The organism is Streptomyces sp. Tu 2975, assembly GCF_009832925.1.
Classification (GTDB): domain Bacteria; phylum Actinomycetota; class Actinomycetes; order Streptomycetales; family Streptomycetaceae; genus Streptomyces.
This window is the reverse complement of record NZ_CP047140.1, coordinates 3,919,640-3,934,452: the sequence shown is the minus strand read 5'-3', so window position 1 is coordinate 3,934,452 and position 14,813 is coordinate 3,919,640. Positions and strand designations below refer to the sequence as shown.

The following is a 14,813-nucleotide window of genomic DNA, read 5'->3' as shown; positions in this document are numbered from 1 at the left end:
GCGTACGGGACGTGTGCGGTCCCCCGGACATGAGACGCCCGTTTCCGCGGGTTCGTTGCGGACGATCCCCGCGACACGGAGGGCCGGTCCCGGTCCGGCCCTTCTCAGGACTTGCCTGCGGCCGCCCGCGGGTGTGCCCTGAAGAGGCGCGGGGAAGAGGGAAGGAGCGTTCCGCCATGGCCGCACACGCAGCGATGCCGCACCGTCGGCGCCGGTCTTCCGAACGACAGCACCACAGTCCCGCCGCCTGGGCGCTGCCCGTCGCCCTGGGCGTCGTCCTCGGCATCTGGGCCGCGTTCATCCAGCGGGCCCAGAACGACGGCGTGGCGACCGGGGGCCAGTGGGTCCTCGGAGTGATCACCGCGGTGGTCCTCGCCGCGCTGTTCCTCGGGCTGATGCGCATCCAGCACGCCTTGCCGCGCGAGCTGCGCGCCCTGGCTTACGGGGCCCTGACCGCGGCGACGGTCGGTTTCCTGATCAGCCTTGCCGGAGGGAGCGTCCTGCGGGCCGCCGGAATCGGCGTGGCGGTCGGGGCGGGTGTGGCCGCCATGACGTTCTACTTCTATTACACGCGGGAGTGAGACAGGCTGAGTCCCTGGCAGCAACCTCGATCGGCGGGCCGTCAACGGCGGTCCGCCGACGCGATGCCGCCCGGGCCGGCGTTCCGCGGCTGTGCGAAGCACCACCGGGCCGCGGGCGGTGAGTTCCCGCCCGACCGATTACTTCCCGCACCCGACGGCGTCTCTACTGCACGGGCACGAAGGGACTGCACGGGCACGAAGGGACCGAAGGACTTGACGATGACTGACCTGGCAATCGAGACCACCGGACTGGTGAAGGTCTTCGGCGACAACCGCGCCGTGGACGGCGTCGACCTCCGGGTGCCGGCCGGCACGGTCTACGGGGTTCTCGGACCGAACGGCGCCGGCAAGACGACCACGGTCCGGATGCTCGCCACCCTGCTGCGACCGGACGGTGGTGAGGCCCGCGTCTTCGGCAAGGACGTGCAGAAGGACGCCGACGCGGTTCGCAGCCGGGTGAGCCTCACCGGGCAGTACGCCTCCGTCGACGAGGATCTGACCGGCACGGAGAACCTGGTGCTGCTCGCGCGGCTGCTCGGCCACGCCAAGCCGGCCGCCCGCGACCGGGCCGCCCAGCTGCTGGAGGCGTTCGGCCTCCGGGAGGCCGCGGGCAAGCAGGTGAAGAACTACTCGGGAGGCATGCGGCGCCGCATCGACATCGCCGCGTCCATCCTCAACACCCCGGACCTGCTCTTCCTCGACGAACCCACCACCGGTCTCGACCCGCGCAGCCGCAACCAGGTCTGGGACATCGTGCGGGCCGTCGTCTCGCAGGGGACGACGGTGCTGCTGACGACGCAGTACCTCGACGAGGCCGACCATCTCGCCTCACGCATCGCCGTGATCGACCACGGCAAGGTCATCGCCGAGGGGACGAAGGGCGAGCTGAAGGCCTCCGTCGGGTCGGGAGCCGTGCACCTGCGGCTCCGCGACGCCGATCAGCGGCCGGCGGCAGAGCGGGTGCTGGCCGAGGCGCTGGGCGCGGAGGTGCTGCTCGACGCCGACCCGGTGGCCCTCACCGCCCGGGTCAACGGCCATGGCACCGAACGCGGCGCGGCGGAGCAGGCGGCGCACGCGCTGGCCGAGCTCGCCCGCTCGGGCATCACCGTGGACAACTTCGCGCTGGGCCAGCCCAGCCTGGACGAGGTCTTCCTCGCCCTGACCGACAAGAAGGGGAGGCCGCATGAGCACCGCCACCACGACCAAGGACCCCGGCGAGCTGGAATTCGAGGCACCGAAGGCGGAGGACCTCGCCTCGCTGCTGGTGGCCGCGGAGCGGCCCCCGAGGCCCAGTGCGTGGTCGGCGTCGCTGACGTTCGGCTGGCGCGCCATGCTCAAGATCAAGCATGTGCCGGAGCAGCTGTTCGACGTGACGGCGTTCCCGATCATGATGGTGCTGATGTACACGTACCTCTTCGGAGGAGCGATCGCCGGCTCCGTCGACGCGTACATCCAGTTCCTGCTGCCCGGCATCCTGACCATGAGCGTCGTGATGATCACTATGTACACGGGTGTCGCCGTCAACAACGACATCTCCAAGGGCGTCTTCGACCGGTTCCGTACGCTGCCGATCTGGCGGCCCGCGCCGATGGTCGGCTATCTGCTCGGCGACGTGGTCCGCTATCTGATCGCGTCGGTGGTGATGCTGGCCGTCGGCATGATCATCGGGTACCGCCCTGACGGCGGGCCGGTGGGCATCGTTCTCGGTATCGCGGTGCTGATGGTCTTCTCGTTCGCGTTCTCGTGGATCTGGACGATGTTCGGTCTGCTGCTGCGCACCGAGAAGTCGGTGATGGGCGTCAGCATGATGGTCATCTTCCCGATGACGTTCCTGAGCAACGTGTTCGTCGACCCGCGAACGATGCCCGGCTGGCTCCAGGCGTTCGTCAACAACAGCCCTGTCACCCATGTCTCCACCGCGGTGCGCGAGCTGATGGCGGGCAACTGGCCGGCGGCGGACATCGCCTGGTCGCTCGGCTGGTCGGCCGTACTCGTGGTCGTCTTCGGCACGGTCACGATGCGCCTCTACAACCGCAAGTGACCCTGCCTGCCGCAACGGCGACGCCCCCGGCCCTTGAAGAGGCCGGGGGCGTCGCCGTGAAAGACGTACGTTCAGTCGCGCTCGCCGCGGACCACGACGACCGGACAGGGTGCGTGCTGGGTGAGGTGCAGGCCGACGGAGCCGAGGAGCGTCGCCTTGAAGCCGCTGTAGCCCCGGTCGCCGACGACGAGCAGTGAGGCGCCCGCGGACCTGTCCATCAGGGCCTGTGCCGCATTGCCGATCAGGACGGTGCGGGTCACGGACGCGGCGGCCTCGGCGCCGAGTGTCTGTTCGAGGGTGTCGTCGAGCACCTTGGCCGCCAGCGCCTGCGGGTCGAACTCGGCCGGGATGGCGGCGACCATCGAGGCCCAGCCGGCGGCCGGGTACTCCCAGCTGATGACGGCTTCCAGGGCGTCCCCTGTCATCCCGGCCTGCCGTACGGCCCATCGAAGGGCCCTGATCGACGGCTCCGAGCCGTCGACGCCCACGACGATCCTGTCCGCCGTGCCGGTCGTGTCCGTCATGTCCGCACCTCCGTAGCCGTCTGACCCGTGGCCCTCCGGCCGCAGCCGGTGCAAGCCTACGTAAATCTACGCAAACAGGTCGGCTGTTGCCGTGGCGTGGTCCGGTTCGGCGGCGGTTCGCGAGGCCATCAGAGTGGCGAGCTCGCGGCCCGCGCGAGCGATGCGGTCGGGCAGGGTGTCGGTCATCGGATCGCCCGAACCGCCCCAGTCCTCGGACGCCGCGTACACGGCGGTCGGCACCACGAGCGCCCGCAGGTAGGCGAACAGTGGCCGCAGCGTGTGCTCCAGCACCAGCGAGTGCCGTGCCGTCCCGCCGGTCGCCGCGATCAGCACCGGCTTCCCGGTGAGCGCGTCCGGCTCGATCAGGTCGAAGAACGACTTGAACAGTCCGCTGTACGAGGCGGTGAACACGGGCGTCACGGCTATCAGCCCGTCGGCGCCGGTCACCGCATCGATCGCGTCGGCGAGCGGCTCCGCCGGGAAGCCGGTCACCAGGTTGTTGGCGATGGGCACGGCGAGGTCGCGCAGCTCGACGACCGTCAGCCGCACCTCGCGCCCGCCCGCGAGCTCCCGGCGCACGGACTCGGTGATCCGGTCCGCCAGCAGCCGGCTGGAGGAGGGGACACCCAGCCCGGCCGATACGACGACGAGGTTCATGGGCCCTGCTGTCTGCGTCATGACGTCTCCTTCGTGCTCCGGCCGAGGACGGCGGGGTGCAGCGGGGCGGTCTCCGGGACTCCGGCCGGCCGCAGCTTGGCGAACTCCTCGCGCAGCACCGGGACGACCTCCTCGCCGAGGATGTCGAGCTGTTCGAGGACGGTCTTCAGCGGCAGCCCCGCGTGGTCCATCAGGAACAGCTGGCGCTGGTAGTCGCCGACCGCGTCGCGGAAGCCGAGCGTGCGCTCGATGACCTGCTGCGGGGAGCCGACGGTCAGCGGTGTCTGCTCGGTGAAGTCCTCCAGGGACGGCCCGTGGCCGTAGACGGGCGCGTTGTCGAAGTACGGACGGAACTCGCGCACCGCGTCCTGCGAGTTCTTGCGCATGAACACCTGGCCGCCCAGGCCGACGATGGCCTGCTCGGGCGCGCCGTGGCCGTGGTGCGCGAACCGCTGCCGGTAGAGCGCGACCATCTTCTTGGTGTGGGACATGGGCCAGAAGATGTTGTTGTGGAAGAAGCCGTCGCCGTAGTACGCGGCCTGCTCGGCGATCTCGGGGGACCGGATGGAGCCGTGCCACACGAACGGGGGCACTCCGTCGAGCGGGCGCGGTGTAGCGGTGAAGCCCTGGAGAGGCGTACGGAACTTGCCCTCCCAGTCGACGACGTCCTCCCTCCACAGCCTGTGGAGGAGCGCGTAGTTCTCCACGGCCAGGGCGATGCCCTGGCGGATGTCCTTGCCGAACCACGGGTAGACCGGGCCGGTGTTGCCGCGGCCCATCATCAGGTCGACGCGGCCGTCCGCGATGTGCTGGAGGTACGCGTAGTCCTCGGCGATCTTCACCGGGTCGTTGGTGGTGATCAGCGTGGTCGACGTCGAGAGCGTGATCCGCTCGGTGAGGGCGGCGACGTGCCCGAGCAGGGTGGTCGGCGACGAGGGGACGAACGGCGGGTTGTGGTGCTCGCCGGTCGCGAAGACGTCGAGACCGACCTCTTCCGCCTTGCGGGCGATGGCGACCGTAGCCTTGATCCGCTCGTGCTCGGTCGGCGTACGGCCGGTGGTCGGGTCCGGCGTGACGTCGCCGACCGTGAAGATGCCGAACTGCATGGCGTGGTCACCTCTCGGGCTTGGTTGAACGTTGAACTAACTATACCGCTCAACCGTGACCCCCCGGCGGCTATTCCGGCCGCCGCTGCACCGTTGCCCCGCCGCCGCCCGTGAGTCTCAGCCCGAACCGACGGCGCCCGGAAAGAGCTGGCGGAAGGCGTCCGCCGACTCGGAGCCCGACCGGCCGAAGGGTGCGTCGAAGTCCCACACCAGGAAGAGGAGGAACGCGATCAGTGCGCTGAAGAGACCGGCGAGCAGCAGCTCGCGGAACGACCGCCCGATCTGCATCGTGAAGATCAGTCCGATCGTGACGGCGGCCCCGCTGATCAGGCCGAACCACACGATGCCCGGCAACGTCTCCTCGGCGCCCGACGCGCGGGCGTTGCGCGCGTCCTCCGCGGCCGCCACCTGGTCGAGCATCGGCTGATAGGCCTGGGCCTCCAGCTCGTTCTTCGGCTCCCGCTCCGCCACGTCGGAGCGCACGGCCGCCAGCAGCTCGGTCCCGCGCGGCGACAGTTCCTCGTTGTCGATCATCCGGGGCCACTCCGTCTCGACGACCTCCGAGACGTAGACATCGATGTCCTCCCGGAGCCGGTCACGGAAGTCGGCCGGATAGACCTGGGCGCGCTGGGTGACCTCGTGCAGCGCCTGCGCCTCCGTGCGGACGGCGTCCTGCGCCGCCCCGCGCGCCTCCCAGACGCCTGCGATGGCGAGACCGAGGACGATCGCGTACACGACGCCGACCATCATCACCATGTACTCGAGCACATCGGGCGTCTCCGGGGCCTCCCGCTCCTCGATGCTCGCCTCGGCCGCGGCGCCGCGGGTGCGCTGGCTGAGGAGGGTGACGACGAGTACGACGGCGCAGGCGGCGGCCATCACGATGGCCAGGACCAGCCATTCGGACATGGGGGTCTCCGATGGTGAGGTGAGGTCTGGAAGGTGCGGAGCGAGGATCAGGCCCGGCCGCGCCGGTTGGCGGCGGACTGGGAGCGGGGGCGCAGCAGGGCCGCGGCGAGCACGGCCGGGGTGGTGGTGACCAGCATCAGGATCGTGAGAGGCGTCCCGTCGGCAGGCTCGATCCCTCCGGTCGCGGGCCGGTACGTGCGGATGGCGACGGCCTCCGCGCGGGCCGGCGGCGCGGGGGCCGCGGCGGGCGGGGCGGGGGCCTCCGGTTCGGGGGGCGCCGGCGGCGCGGGAGCCGGTGGTGCAGGAGCCGCAGGTGCCTCGGTCCGCGCCACGGGCGGGGCCGGCGGTTCGGCGGACGGTGGCGGTGCGGGCGACGGGGGCGGCGAGGGCGTGGGCGCAGGGGTGGGCGGCGGCGAAGGTGCGGGCGTCTCGGGGGGTTCGGGCGACGGTGGCGCCGGCGGAGTGGGCGGCGGGGGCGGCGTCGGCGTGGGCTCGGGCGGGCAGTCCAGGCCGATGTCCACCGACAGCCCGAGGCCGATCAGGCCTGGTACCGCCACCGCCACCGAGAGGGCCGGATCCGGCGTGCCGAGCTCCTGCACCGGTTCATGATCGGACGCGGCCACCGATACGTCGGCATGCCCGGATCCGTCGGGATTCCCGGACGTGGTGGCAACGATCCCCACCCCGTGTGTTCCGAGAATCGCCGCGACCCCCAGTGCGCTCACGTGCTGCCATCCCGCCACGACGCCACGGTAGAGGTCCAGGAAGGGGTTGTATGAGCAAAATCACCCGTTTGGATGAATAGTGAGTTCATTCGACCGCTCGGGCGGGCTGTGGTGCGAATCATTTTGCACTTTGTTGCAAAAGGCTCTCGGGGCGGCTAGAAATTCAGTCGACACCCCGCGCGAGGAGGACCGATGAGCACGAGCACCACCACGGCCGGGCCGACGCCGTACCCGCATCTGCTGAGCCCGCTCGACCTCGGGTTCATCACCCTGTCCAACCGGGTCCTGATGGGCTCCATGCACGTCGGCCTCGAGGAGGCGGAGCGCGGCTTCGAGCGCATGGCCGCCTTCTACGCGGAGCGCGCCCGCGGCGGTGTCGGCCTCATCGTGACCGGCGGCATATCGCCCAACGACCGCGGCCGCCCGTACGAGGGCGGCGCCAGGATGACCACCGACGAAGAGGCCGCGCAGCACCGTCTGGTCACCGACGCCGTGCACGCCGAGGGCGGCCGGATCGCCATGCAGATCCTCCACTTCGGCCGGTACGCCTACCACCAGGACCTGGTCGCACCGAGCGCGATCCAGGCGCCCATCAGCCCGTTCGTGCCGCACGCCCTCACCGACGCCGAGGTCGAGGAGACCGTCGAGGACTTCGTCAGGGCGGCCACCCTCGCCAAGTCGGCGGGCTACGACGGCGTCGAGATCATGGGCTCCGAGGGCTACTTCATCAACGAGTTCATCGCGAGCGCCACCAACCACCGCACCGACCGCTGGGGCGGCAGCTACGAGAACCGCATCCGGTTGCCCCTGGAGATCGTCCGCCGCACGCGTGAAGCGGTCGGCACCGACTTCATCCTGATCTACCGGCTCTCCATGCTCGACCTGGTGCCCGGCGGATCCTCGCTCGAAGAGGTCGTGACGCTCGCCAAGGAGATCGAGGCGGCGGGCGCCACGATCATCAACACCGGCATCGGCTGGCACGAGGCCCGTATCCCCACCATCGCGACGTCCGTGCCGCGCGGCGCGTACAGCTGGGTGACCAAGAAGCTGATGGGCGCCGTCTCGGTGCCGCTGGTGACGAGCAACCGGATCAACACCCCCGAGGTCGCGGAGGAACTGCTCGCCGACGGGCGCGCCGACATGGTGTCCCTGGCCCGCCCGTTCCTCGCGGACCCCGAGTTCGTGGCCAAGGCGCGGGCCGGCCGAGCCGACGCGATCAACACCTGCATCGGCTGCAACCAGGCCTGCCTGGACCACACCTTCAGCCTGAAGATCACCTCTTGCCTGGTGAATCCGCGCGCCTGCCACGAGACCGAACTGGTCCTCGCGCCCACCCGGCTGAAGAAGCGCGTCGCCGTCGTCGGCGCCGGCCCCGCCGGTCTCGCCTGCGCCGTCTCCGCGGCCGAGCGCGGCCACGAGGTGACCCTCTTCGACGCGGCGGACGAGATCGGCGGCCAGCTGAACATCGCCAAGCGGGTCCCGGGCAAGGAGGAGTTCGACGAGACCCTCCGCTACTTCCGCACCCAGCTCGAGGAGCGCGGCGTCCGCCTGCGTCTCGGCACCCGTGTCGGCGCCGACGACCTCCCGGCCGCCGACTTCGACGAGGTCGTCGTCGCCACCGGTGTCACGCCCCGCACCCCCGAGATCGACGGCATCGACCACCCGAGCGTCGTCAGCTACCTCGACGTGCTGCGCGACGGGGCCCCGGTCGGCGAGCGCGTCGCCGTCATCGGCGCCGGCGGGATCGGCTTCGACGTCGCGGAGTTCCTCACCGACGGCGGGGAGGGCGCGAGCCAGGACCCGGAGACGTACTTCCGCCAGTGGGGCGTCGACACCGGCTACGCGACCCGCGGCGGGCTGACGAAGCCCGTGCGCCCGGCCCCGCCGCGGGCCGTGCACCTCCTCCAGCGCAAGACCAGCAAGGTCGGCGCCGGCCTCGGGAAGACGACGGGCTGGATCCACCGGACGGAACTCAAGCACCGCGGCGTGACGATGACGGCCGGCGCCACCTACGAGCGGATCGACGACGAGGGCCTGCACCTGACCGTCGACGGCACCGCGTCCGTGCTGCCCGTCGACACGGTCGTGCTCTGCACCGGCCAGGAGCCGCAGCGCGGACTGTTCGACGAACTCGCCGCGGCCGGCCGGACCGTGCATCTCATCGGCGGGGCGGACGTGGCCGCCGAGTTGGACGCGAAGCGCGCCATCGACCAGGGCACCCGGCTGGCTGCCACCCTCTGACCGTGCGATTCCGATCGGGTCGCCAGGACGTCGACGCGCTGCCTCGACCCCGGTCTCCGGCCGGGAGGCGACCCTCGCGGGACCCTCCCGGCCACATGGCCCGCGCCCACGATCCCGTCACAGGGGTGGCATAGCATGCGCACGACATTCATAAGACTTTCGTAAGAGGATGTACGCGCCATGGCAGTCCGCTCCCTGTCCCGTTCCCTGCGCGGTATATCCGCCGTCGTCGCTCTGCTCGCCGTCGGTGCGGTGGGGTGCTCGGAAGTCGTCGACGGCGCCAAGGACGGCGCGAAGAAGGTGGCCCGGCAGCGGTCCGTGTTCTCGCTCGACCCGGGGGACTGCTACAACCCGAACGGCAAGGCCACCGAGGGTGAAGCGGTCGCCATCGAGGTCGTGCCCTGCGCCGAGCCGCACCAGGGCGAGGTCGTCGGTGAGTTCACGCTCGACGATGCCAAGACCTTCCCCGGCAACGACGCGATCTGGGCGATCGCCGACGAGCGGTGCCCGGTGGAGGCGCAGAAGTTCTCGCCGGACACCTGGGCGCTGCCCAAGGGCGTCGAGATCTTCTACTACACGCCGACCAGCGAGAGCTGGGCGACGGGCGACCGCGCCGTGAGCTGCAGCTACACCCAGGAGGCGGGCAAGCTCACCGGCTCTCTGAAGGCCGGTCCCGAAGCATCGAAGCCGGAGCAGACCACGTACCTCAAGGGCGCCAACGCCGTCTACGACGCGCTGTGGGCGACCCAGCCCGAGGCGGAGAACGTCGAGGAGGACCTCGACGGCTACAAGGCGCAGGCCAAGGCCGTCGCCGCCGCCCTCGACGCGCACGTCGCGGGCATGAAGGACATCGAGGGCGCGGAGACCGGCAAGCTGCGTGCGCAGTTGGAGAAGACCGCCGGACACTGGAAGAAGGCCGCGAACGCCGCCGACGCCGACGCGTTCTACGTGGCCTACGACCCGGCCTTCACCGGTCTCGACCCGAACGGGACGGTCGCCGCGCGCAAGGAGCTCGGCCTGGCCACCACCGTCCCTGCCGATGACGCCGAGGTCTGGGCGGGCTGACGTCCACCGGAGCGAGCGGGACCGCGCGTCCGCCGGGATGCCGGTCCGCCGCCCCGTCCTGTTGCCCGGTCCCGCCGCCCGGGCACGGGCGCGTGACGGCCCGCGGTGAGGCGAGTCCTACGATGCGGCCATGTCCCTGCCGCACGCCATCCTCACCGCCCTGCTGGAGAAGCCCTCGTCCGGCCTGGAGCTGACCCGCCGGTTCGACCGGTCGATCGGCTACTTCTGGTCGGCGACCCACCAGCAGATCTACCGGGAGCTGGGCAAGCTCGAGCAGGCCGGACACATCCGGGAGCTGCCGTCCGAGCAGCCTGCCCGCGGGCAGAAGAAGGAGTACGAGGTCCTGCCCGCCGGCGTGGAGGAACTGACGGCCTGGGTGACCCGCCCCGAGGACCCCCGGCAGGTCCGCGACCCCCTGCTGCTGCGGCTGCGCGCGGCGGCGGTGGTGGGCGGCGCGGACATGGAGGCGGAGCTCGTACGCCACCTGGAGCTCCATCGGGCCCAGTTGGACGACTACCTGGCGTTCGAGCAGCGCGACTTCCCGCCCGAGCGCCGGGTGACCAGGCAGGACCGGCTGCGCCATGTGGTGCTGCGGGGCGGCATCGAGCTCGAGACGTTCTGGACGAAGTGGCTGACGGACACCCTGGCCGAACTCAGGGATCCCGAGGACGGACCCTCCCGACATGCGGCACCTGACGGGCCGTGAGATCGTCGCCGCGTGACGGACACCTTGATGGCCGCCTTCTGCGTGGCTGCTCTCGCCCTGTTGCTCAAATCCGCTGTCGGCCTCGCCCGCGCCGACGGCGCCGACCCGTCCGCGGAGGCCCGTTCCGTGACGACGGCGCTGTACGGATGCGGGATCGCCGTGCTGACGCTGGGTCTGTTCATCACGCTGACGTGACGCCCTACGGCCTGTGCAGGATCCCGCCGTACTCGTAGACGCCCTTGGTGGCCCGACGCAGGGACGCCGAACCGGTCGAAGCGCGGGGTGCCGGACGGGGTACCGCTACGGCGGCGCATCGGGCGGCGGGGACAGAGGGGGTGGTCCGGGGCGGGTCACGGACCCGGACCCCCCGGCGTACGGCTCACGGTCCGGTCCAGCGCGGTGGCGGCACGCGCGAACCGGGCCGCGTCCAGGACCGCGGCCCCGCCCGGATCGTTGTTGAAGTACACGTACACGTCGTCCTCGTCGGGCCAGGCGTCGGTGATGCGGCCGGCCCAGGACTGCAGCGCGGCGCGGCCGTAGCGCGGCGGCGGCTGGGCGAGGCCGGCGTGGAGGCGTACGTAGCCCCATGACGCCGTCCGCCACAGCGGTGTCACGGGGCGGGACCCGCGGTCCGCCCAGCACAATGCGGCTCCGTGCCGTTCCAGCACCGTACGGAGCCGCGGTTCCGTCACCCACCACGAGGCGTGCCGGAGTTCGACGGCCACCCGGACGGTGCGGGGAAAGCACCGCAGGCATGCGTCCAGTGCGTCGGTGTCCGCCTGGAAGTTGGGTGGCAGCTGCAACAGGACTGGACCCATCCGGTCGCCGAGCCCCGCTGTCCGGTCCAGCAGCCGGTGCACCGGCTCCACGGGCTCCCGGAGCCGCTTCAGGTGGGTCAGGAAGCGGCTTGCCTTGACCGCCATGACGAACCCGTCCGGCGTCCGCTCGTGCCACGACGCGAAGATCTCCGTGGTGGGGAGGCGGTAGAAGGCGTTGTTGTTCTCCACGGTGGCGAACTGCGCGGCGTACTCCTCGAGCCACAGCCGCTGCGGAAGGCCGGGCGGGTAGAGAATGCCGCGCCAGTCCTTGTACTGCCATCCGGAGGTTCCGACCAAGATGGGCATGGGCTGATGCCTTCCCGCGCCGCGCGCGGCTCTACCGCCGCCACGGGGGTGCCGCGGCATGCCGCGTGAGCGGCGGTACAGCCGCGCGGGCCTTTCCGCGGCTCGTTCCGCCCTCGCGTGCCGCGGGCCGGAGAAGATTGGGAGAAAGGCCCGAAGAAAGGCCCGTTCAGGCTCTGTCGTTACCTGCGGGAACACTTTCCCGGCGGGTGGCCCTGCTCCACTATGGGGTCCTGTTTCCGGCCAGTAACACGAGAGCCCTCCGATCACGGGCGGGCGGACGTGCCGCGTCGTAACTGAACGAGGAGTCAAGAGGGTGTCGAAGCCGAAGCTCCAGAAGGCCGTTGTGGACACCGCGGCCGAGAACGACGGCTGCACCGCTCTGCCCGACGGGGAACTCACCGAACGCATCCGCGCCGGTGCCCCGTCCGCTCACCCCGCCGTCCAAGAGCTCAGGCGCCGCCACATGCCGGCCCTCCGCAGGTACGCCATGCTCTGCGGGCGCACCGCCCTCGCCGGCAACCAGCTGGCGGTGCAGGCCTTCGACCTCGCCACCCAGGAGGCGTGCCGGGGCATAGGCCCGGAAGGGTGTTGGGGCCGCCACCTGCTGACAGTGCTTCAGCGGATCGGGCTCACCTGGGCATCGGGCAGCCGTCGCGCCCGGCTCGAGCCCGGATTCGCCGCATGGCTCGACGACAACACCGATGTCGCGCCGCCGTATCCGCCGGATTCCCCGCGGCCCCGGCTCCGGGCGACGTCCCCCATGCTGACCGGCTTCCAGCGGCTGCCCGAGCAGACCAGGGGCGTCCTTTGGTACGCGGTGGTCGACGAAGAGCCGGACGCCACGGTCGCGACGTTCGTCGGGGTGATCCCGGCCGTGGTCCCCCAGCTGCGGGCCAAGGCTCTGGACGCGCTGCGCCGCGCTTACATCCAGGCGTACCTGGAGCACAGCGGCAGCAGGAAGTGCCAGGGGTTCCGCCGCATCATCGAGGCCGCGTCGCAGCCTGGCGACGGGCGGCGCAGCAACGACCTGGCCCTTCACCTCGCCGAGTGCGCCGGTTGCGCCCTGCTGACCGGGGAGCTGAGCCGGTTGGCGGCCGGCCCGCGGGCCGTGCTCGCCGAGGGCCTGCTCCCGTGGGGCGGCGCGGCATACGCGGCCGGTGGCCCCGTAAGGGCCGGGCGAGCCGCCGCGCCCGCCACCGTCGAACGGTGGGAGACCAGGACGGTGGCGCTGCCCGTGCCGCACGCCTCCGCCGGTCGTCGGCGACGGAGCGGCGGGACGGTGGGCAGCGCTGTGCGGAGGCCGTCCCGGTTCACCGTCCTCGTCGCGGTGGCGGTGGCGGCCGTCGTCATAGGGACCCTGGTGGCGACCGGGTCCGAAGATCCGGCTCCCGGACGGGACCGTGACCGTGCCCGCGCGGAGGAACCCTCGCGCTGGGAGGCACGGCCGCCCGCCGCCCTGCCCACGGCCGTGCCCTCGGCGACCGCCGCAGCATCGCCGTCGCCGTCGAAGAAGCCCTCGGCGTCACCGAGCCGCACCTCCGCGGCACCCACGACGACGGCCCCGGCGCCCGCGGCGCCGTCTCCCACCCCTTCGAAGAGCACGCCGCCCCGGCCGGTGCCCATCGCCGCCGGCAGCGGATACACCCAGGTCGTCAACGGGGCCTCCGGGCTGTGCCTTGACATCGCGGGCGGTGTCATGGAGGACCGCACCGACGTCCTCACCGCCCCGTGCGACGGAACCCCGAGCCAGCGCTGGAAGCTGGAGCCGAACGGCCTCCTGCGCAGCAGCGCCGACCCCGACTACTGCCTGGACTCGCGCGGTGCCACGGACCGGGGTGCGGGCATCTGGTCCTGCTCCTCCGTCAACGGCAGGAACGGTCTCAACCTGCTGTTCATCGTCGACTCAGCCGGAGTCGTCCGCCCCCGGATCGCGCCGGACTTCGCGCTCGAACCACTCGGGGACTCCGGCGGCGGCACGCTCGACTTCGATCCGGCCGACGGGGACGGCGACCAGCGCTGGACGGCCGGCCGCTGACCCGCCCGAGAAGACCACCGGTCCACGGTGTCCGCCGTCGTCCCGGCCCCGGCGGCCCGGCGTTCCGCAGGGCGGACCCGGTTGCCGCCGCCGGGACCGGTGCCGTCAACCGGTGGAGCAGGACGCTCCGTTCGGGGTGAAGGAAGCCGGCTTCGCGGTGTTCCCTGTGTGGCTCGCCCGGAGGCCGATCTGCTACCCCCGGCGGCGAGCGTCCCGTCGTAGGCCACGTTCTTCGCGGTCACGGCGCCGCTGTCCGGACTGTAACTCGCGCCCCAGCCGGAGGCGATGGTCCGCCGGCAGGGTGAAGGTCAGCGCCCAGCCGCTGACCGGTGCGGCGCCCGTGTTGGTGACGGTCACGGTCGCCCTCAGCCCGGTGCTCCACGCGCTGGTGCTCCAGCCGATCCGGCACGCCCCCGGGACGGGGCCGGGCCCGGGGTCCGGCGAGGTGGTGCCGTCCAGTTCGAATAACGTGACGGCACCGGCCGCCATGCCACCGGTCGGCAGGGTGTGGCCGGCGCCCTGAACGCTGATGGCCTCCACAGGCGCCTGGTCACCGGTGGCGCCGTAGCGGGTGCGGGTCCGGTCGGACTGCGGGCGGTCGGTGTACGCGGGCGTCCGGCTCACGCCGTGGACGTCGGTCCACTGGTCGATCAGCTCGGCGAAGTTCGGGTAGCGCAGGGTGCTGTCCTCGGTGCCGTGCCAGATCTGCATCCTGGGCCGCGGCCCGGTGTGACCGGGGTACGCGGCGCGGACGAGGGCGCCCCATTCCTGCGGAGTCCGGTCGACGGCGCCGTTCGCACAGGCGCTGTTCCAGCCGGAGCCGTCGCTGGTGGCGAAGCACGAGTGCGGTACGCCCATGAAGGCCGCGCCCACCCGGAACACGTCGGGGTAGTTGCCCAGCAGGACGTTGGTCATCATGGCGCCGGACGAAGCGCCGGTCACGAAAATCCGGCCGGGATCGGCGCCGTACCGCTGCTGGACATGGGTGACCATGGACCTGATGCCCACCGGGTCGCTGCCTCCGTCGCGCCGCAGTGCCTGCGGTGAGGAGACGTCGAAGCAGTTGGACTGACGGACCGGGCCCGCACACCTTCGCCCC

Annotated in this window: 13 protein-coding genes and 2 pseudogenes; 8 read left to right on the top strand and 7 right to left on the bottom strand. The window is 71.5% G+C overall.

From position 1 onward, the window contains the following. The first annotated feature begins 176 nt into the window (after positions 1–176). The 3 genes and pseudogenes from GLX30_RS17365 (at position 177) to GLX30_RS17355 (ending at position 2,622) form a co-directional block, all read left to right on the top strand. The gene (locus GLX30_RS17365) at positions 177–581 is read left to right on the top strand and encodes a hypothetical protein (RefSeq protein WP_159689583.1); all 405 of its coding nucleotides are present in this window, start codon (positions 177–179) and stop codon (positions 579–581) included. A 219-nt stretch (positions 582–800) separates the two neighbouring features. Beyond that, a pseudogene (locus GLX30_RS17360) lies at positions 801–1,757 on the top strand (ATP-binding cassette domain-containing protein); the annotation flags it as partial. Positions 1,758–1,764: 7 nt separating this feature from the next. Next, positions 1,765–2,622 carry an ABC transporter permease gene (locus GLX30_RS17355; RefSeq protein WP_159689580.1) on the top strand — a complete coding sequence of 286 codons (858 nt, stop codon included), beginning with the start codon at positions 1,765–1,767 and terminating at the stop codon, positions 2,620–2,622. A gap of 71 nt (positions 2,623–2,693) precedes the next feature. Here GLX30_RS17355 and GLX30_RS17350 read toward each other — a convergent pair whose 3' ends face one another. From GLX30_RS17350 to GLX30_RS17330, 5 genes are all read right to left on the bottom strand, one after another. Next, positions 2,694–3,146, bottom strand: coding sequence for a universal stress protein (locus GLX30_RS17350; protein WP_159689577.1), 453 nt, complete (start codon positions 3,144–3,146; stop codon positions 2,694–2,696). Between the two features lie 66 nt (positions 3,147–3,212). Beyond that, positions 3,213–3,824 (bottom strand): FMN reductase, encoded by a 612-nt coding sequence (locus GLX30_RS17345; protein ID WP_159689574.1) that lies wholly within the window; start codon positions 3,822–3,824, stop codon positions 3,213–3,215. Next, positions 3,821–4,909, bottom strand: a complete 1,089-nt coding sequence (locus GLX30_RS17340) for an LLM class flavin-dependent oxidoreductase (protein WP_159689571.1) — start codon at positions 4,907–4,909, stop codon at positions 3,821–3,823. Before GLX30_RS17340 ends, GLX30_RS17345 begins: the two co-directional genes overlap by 4 nt. Before the next feature lie 117 nt (positions 4,910–5,026). Further along, positions 5,027–5,818 (bottom strand): DUF4239 domain-containing protein, encoded by a 792-nt coding sequence (locus tag GLX30_RS17335; protein ID WP_159689568.1) that lies wholly within the window; start codon positions 5,816–5,818, stop codon positions 5,027–5,029. Positions 5,819–5,865: 47 nt separating this feature from the next. Then, positions 5,866–6,417 (bottom strand): hypothetical protein, encoded by a 552-nt coding sequence (locus tag GLX30_RS17330; RefSeq protein WP_159689565.1) that lies wholly within the window; start codon positions 6,415–6,417, stop codon positions 5,866–5,868. Between the two features lie 318 nt (positions 6,418–6,735). On the opposite strand from GLX30_RS17330, the gene GLX30_RS17325 reads away from it, so the two are divergent. The 4 genes from GLX30_RS17325 to GLX30_RS17310 all read left to right on the top strand — a co-directional run bounded on the left by GLX30_RS17325 (position 6,736) and on the right by GLX30_RS17310 (position 10,750). Continuing rightward, a complete protein-coding gene (locus tag GLX30_RS17325) occupies positions 6,736–8,784 on the top strand; it encodes an NADPH-dependent 2,4-dienoyl-CoA reductase (RefSeq protein ID WP_159689562.1) in 2,049 nt (682 codons plus the stop codon). Between the two features lie 180 nt (positions 8,785–8,964). Further along, positions 8,965–9,849 (top strand): septum formation family protein, encoded by an 885-nt coding sequence (locus GLX30_RS17320; protein WP_159689559.1) that lies wholly within the window; start codon positions 8,965–8,967, stop codon positions 9,847–9,849. A gap of 130 nt (positions 9,850–9,979) precedes the next feature. Next, positions 9,980–10,555 (top strand): PadR family transcriptional regulator, encoded by a 576-nt coding sequence (locus GLX30_RS17315; protein ID WP_159689556.1) that lies wholly within the window; start codon positions 9,980–9,982, stop codon positions 10,553–10,555. A 12-nt stretch (positions 10,556–10,567) separates the two neighbouring features. Next, the gene (locus GLX30_RS17310) at positions 10,568–10,750 is read left to right on the top strand and encodes a hypothetical protein (RefSeq protein WP_159689553.1); all 183 of its coding nucleotides are present in this window, start codon (positions 10,568–10,570) and stop codon (positions 10,748–10,750) included. A gap of 155 nt (positions 10,751–10,905) precedes the next feature. On the opposite strand, the gene GLX30_RS17305 is transcribed toward GLX30_RS17310, so the two are convergent. Continuing rightward, positions 10,906–11,679, bottom strand: a complete 774-nt coding sequence (locus GLX30_RS17305; protein ID WP_159689549.1) for a DUF72 domain-containing protein — start codon at positions 11,677–11,679, stop codon at positions 10,906–10,908. 313 nt (positions 11,680–11,992) lie between these two features. On the opposite strand from GLX30_RS17305, the gene GLX30_RS17300 reads away from it, so the two are divergent. Next, positions 11,993–13,714, top strand: coding sequence for a ricin-type beta-trefoil lectin domain protein (locus GLX30_RS17300; protein WP_244258195.1), 1,722 nt, complete (start codon positions 11,993–11,995; stop codon positions 13,712–13,714). Positions 13,715–13,819: 105 nt separating this feature from the next. On the opposite strand, the pseudogene GLX30_RS17295 reads toward GLX30_RS17300, so the two are convergent. Next, positions 13,820–14,788, bottom strand: a pseudogene (locus GLX30_RS17295) (cellulose binding domain-containing protein); the annotation flags it as partial. Positions 14,789–14,813: the final 25 nt, after the last annotated feature.

What these genes read in the sequence shown, in the direction of transcription:
- GLX30_RS17365 (WP_159689583.1), top strand. Translation starts at nt 177, where the DNA reads ATGGCCGCACACGCAGCGATGCCGCACCGTCGGCGCCGGTCTTCCGAA.
- GLX30_RS17355 (WP_159689580.1), top strand. Translation starts at nt 1,765, where the DNA reads ATGAGCACCGCCACCACGACCAAGGACCCCGGCGAGCTGGAATTCGAG.
- GLX30_RS17350 (WP_159689577.1), bottom strand. Translation starts at nt 3,146, where the DNA reads ATGACGGACACGACCGGCACGGCGGACAGGATCGTCGTGGGCGTCGAC.
- GLX30_RS17345 (WP_159689574.1), bottom strand. Translation starts at nt 3,824, where the DNA reads ATGACGCAGACAGCAGGGCCCATGAACCTCGTCGTCGTATCGGCCGGG.
- GLX30_RS17340 (WP_159689571.1), bottom strand. Translation starts at nt 4,909, where the DNA reads ATGCAGTTCGGCATCTTCACGGTCGGCGACGTCACGCCGGACCCGACC.
- GLX30_RS17335 (WP_159689568.1), bottom strand. Translation starts at nt 5,818, where the DNA reads ATGTCCGAATGGCTGGTCCTGGCCATCGTGATGGCCGCCGCCTGCGCC.
- GLX30_RS17325 (WP_159689562.1), top strand. Translation starts at nt 6,736, where the DNA reads ATGAGCACGAGCACCACCACGGCCGGGCCGACGCCGTACCCGCATCTG.
- GLX30_RS17320 (WP_159689559.1), top strand. Translation starts at nt 8,965, where the DNA reads ATGGCAGTCCGCTCCCTGTCCCGTTCCCTGCGCGGTATATCCGCCGTC.
- GLX30_RS17315 (WP_159689556.1), top strand. Translation starts at nt 9,980, where the DNA reads ATGTCCCTGCCGCACGCCATCCTCACCGCCCTGCTGGAGAAGCCCTCG.
- GLX30_RS17305 (WP_159689549.1), bottom strand. Translation starts at nt 11,679, where the DNA reads ATGCCCATCTTGGTCGGAACCTCCGGATGGCAGTACAAGGACTGGCGC.